This window comes from Saccharomonospora saliphila YIM 90502 (assembly GCF_000383795.1).
In the GTDB taxonomy this organism is placed as follows: Bacteria; Actinomycetota; Actinomycetes; order Mycobacteriales; family Pseudonocardiaceae; genus Saccharomonospora; species Saccharomonospora saliphila.
Genome location: NZ_KB912642.1, coordinates 1 through 2,773, shown reverse-complemented (window position 1 = coordinate 2,773; position 2,773 = coordinate 1). Strand labels below are relative to the sequence as shown.

3 protein-coding genes are annotated in these 2,773 nt (G+C 73.9%); 2 read left to right on the top strand and 1 reads right to left on the bottom strand.

The features are described from left to right. Positions 1 to 245: 245 nt before the first annotated feature. Positions 246 to 872: a TetR/AcrR family transcriptional regulator gene (locus SACSA_RS0107980; protein ID WP_019814877.1), complete on the top strand. Its 627-nt coding sequence runs from the start codon at positions 246 to 248 to the stop codon at positions 870 to 872. Here the strand turns inward: SACSA_RS0107980 and mce are convergent. Continuing rightward, a complete protein-coding gene (gene mce, locus SACSA_RS0107975; RefSeq protein ID WP_019814875.1) occupies positions 846 to 1,289 on the bottom strand; it encodes a methylmalonyl-CoA epimerase in 444 nt (147 codons plus the stop codon). The genes SACSA_RS0107980 and mce overlap by 27 nt on opposite strands. Positions 1,290 to 1,430: 141 nt before the next feature. Here mce and SACSA_RS0107970 point away from each other — a divergent pair, with 141 nt between their 5' ends. Then, the gene (locus SACSA_RS0107970) at positions 1,431 to 2,627 is read left to right on the top strand and encodes an acetyl-CoA C-acetyltransferase (RefSeq protein WP_019814874.1); all 1,197 of its coding nucleotides are present in this window, start codon (positions 1,431 to 1,433) and stop codon (positions 2,625 to 2,627) included. Positions 2,628 to 2,773: the final 146 nt, after the last annotated feature.

Here is a 2,773-nt window from a genome sequence, read left to right as displayed (position 1 = left end):
GCCGGGCGAGCGGCGGGGTCTCCTCCGGGCCCGTACCGGACGCGTTCCCGTTCCCGGGGCGCGGCGGGCGGGCCCGGTTCACCGTGTCCGGTGACGGTCCGTGACTCACGCGGGTCGCGGAGCGGATGCCGGACCGCGCGCCGGGCAGCGTGACACCGGCGTGGACGCCGGGGCAGCGACACGGACGAGCAGAGCGGGACGACGAGCAGGGCGGAACGACGAGGAGGGTGAAAGGGACGAGGCCGATGGTGCGGACCAAGGGTGCTGACGCCGGCGCGCGCGAGCGCATCCTGCTCGCCGCCGAGCGGCTGTTCGCCGAGTACGGTTTCGAGGCCACGCCGACCTCCCGCATCGCCGAGGTCGCCGGAGTCCCGAAGGGGCTCGTGCACTACTACTTCCGCCGTAAGCGTGACCTGCTGACCGCACTGGTGCAGCGGCTGCCGGACGAACGGGTCGATCCCGACACCGTGGTGGTGCCCGGTGACATCGCCGAGAGCCTGCGCGGCCTGGTGGCCGAGCTGGACCGGCGGCTGGCCGCCTCGCGGGTGCTGTCGCACCTGCTGTGGCGGGAGGCCGACACCCACCGGGCGGTCCGGGAGGCCCTGCGTGACCGCTACGAGTTGTTGGTACGGCAGGCGCGCGCCGTCATCCTCGCCGCCGCCGGGGCGGGCTCGCTCGCGCTCGCCGATGTCGACACGGCGGCCGCGCTGGTCGCCATCGCGGTCAGCTACCGGCACTCCGTCGCGCGCCACACCGACGCGGAGCGGAACGGGCCCGGGGAGATGGAACGCGAGCTGGCGTTCATCGCGGGCGCGCTCACCCGTTCCGGCGGTGCCGCCGGCGGGTCAGTGGCCCGCGGCGGGCTCGACTAGTTCCACGAGCACACCACCGGCGTCCTTGGGATGGACGAAGTTCACCCGGCTGCCCGCGGTGCCACGCCGCGCCTCGGGATAGAGCACGCGCAGCCCGCGGGCACGCAGGGCCGCGGTGGCCGCGTCCACATCCGTGACCCGGTAGGCCAGCTGTTGCAATCCCGGACCCTGCCTGTCGAGGAATGTGGCGATGGGGGAATCCGGTCGCAGCGGCGCGAGCAGTTGCACGGCGGGCCCGTCATGGTCTCCCGGCGCGTGCAGCATCGCCTCCCGCACGCCCTGGTCGTCGTTCTCCTCGGTGTGGGTCACCTCGAGCCCGAAGTGCTCGGCGTGGAACGCGATGGCCGTGTCGAGGTCGGCCACGGCGATCCCCACGTGGTCGATCGTGGTGACGAACGGCTCGAGTGCGTGTCGCATGACAGACCAGCGTAGGCGCACGCGCGGAGAGCCGATCGTGACGTCGGTCGCTCTCCGGCGGCCGGTGCGGGGCGGTATCGTCGGTATCGATCCGAGGGCGCGTGTGGCAGCGTCGACGTCGATGACCCGCAGGAGGAGATTGTGTCCGGTTTCCCGTCCGGTTCGGTGATCCTGGGCGCCGCCCGTACCCCCATCGGCCGGTTGCTCGGCTCGCTCAAGGACTTCTCCGGGGCCCAGCTCGGCGGCACCGCCATCCGGGCGGCGCTCGACCGCGCGGGCGTGCCCGCCGACGCCGTCCAGTACACGATCATGGGGCAGGTGCTCACCGCGGGCGCCGGCCAGATCCCGGCGCGCCAGGCCGCCGTGGCGGCGGGCATCCCGATGGAAGTCCCCGCGCTGACGATCAACAAGGTGTGCCTGTCCGGCCTCGACGCGATCGCGCTCGCCGACCAGCTCGTCCGCGCCGGTGAGTTCGACCTCGTGGTCGCGGGCGGGCAGGAGTCGATGTCCCAGGCGCCGCACCTGCTGACCAACTCCCGCACCGGCGTCAAGTTCGGGGACACGACGCTGGTGGACCACATGGCGCACGACGGGTTGTTCTGCGCGTTCGACCAGGAGGCGATGGGCGCCTCCACCGAGCGTTACAACTCCCGCTACGGGCTGACCCGCGCCGAGCAGGACGCCTTCGCGGCGCGTTCGCACCAGCTCGCGGGGAAGGCGGCGGCCAACGGCCACTTCGCCGAGGAGATGGCCCCGGTCGAGGTCCCGCGCCGCAAGGGCGACCCCGTCACCGTGGACAGCGACGAGGGCGTGCGCGCCGACACCACCGCCGAGTCGCTCGCGGGGCTGCGCCCGGCCTTCGCCGCCGACGGCACGATCACGGCCGGGTCGGCGTCCCAGATCTCCGACGGCGCCGCCGCGGTGGTCGTCGCGAGCCGCGCCAAGGCCGAGGAGCTGGGCGTGACGCCGCTGGCCGAGGTCGGCGCCCACGGAGTCGTCGCGGGACCCGACGCGAGCCTGCACGAGCAGCCCTCGAACGCGGTGAAGGCCGCGCTGGCCAAGGCCGGGCTCGACGCGAGCGGGCTCGATCTGGTCGAGATCAACGAGGCCTTCGCGGCCGTGGGGCTGGTCTCGCAGCGGCAGCTCGGCCTGGACCCCGAGCGGGTCAACGTCAACGGCGGCGCGATCGCACTCGGCCACCCGATCGGCGCGTCCGGTGCGCGCCTGGTGGTGCACCTGGTGCACGAGCTGCGCCGCCGGGGCGGTGGGCTCGGTGCCGCCGCGCTGTGCGGTGGCGGCGGGCAGGGTGACGCCCTGCTGGTGTCGTCGGGTGCGTGAGCCTGGCCGGTCGTCAGGACAGGCCCACGTCGCCGAGAGTACCCAGCAACGCCCGCAGCGTCGGGTCGAAGGCGTGCTCGGCCGGGGCGCCGTAGGCGACGACGAGTCCCGCGCCTCGGCCGCCGGGGGACCTTCCCGTGACTCTA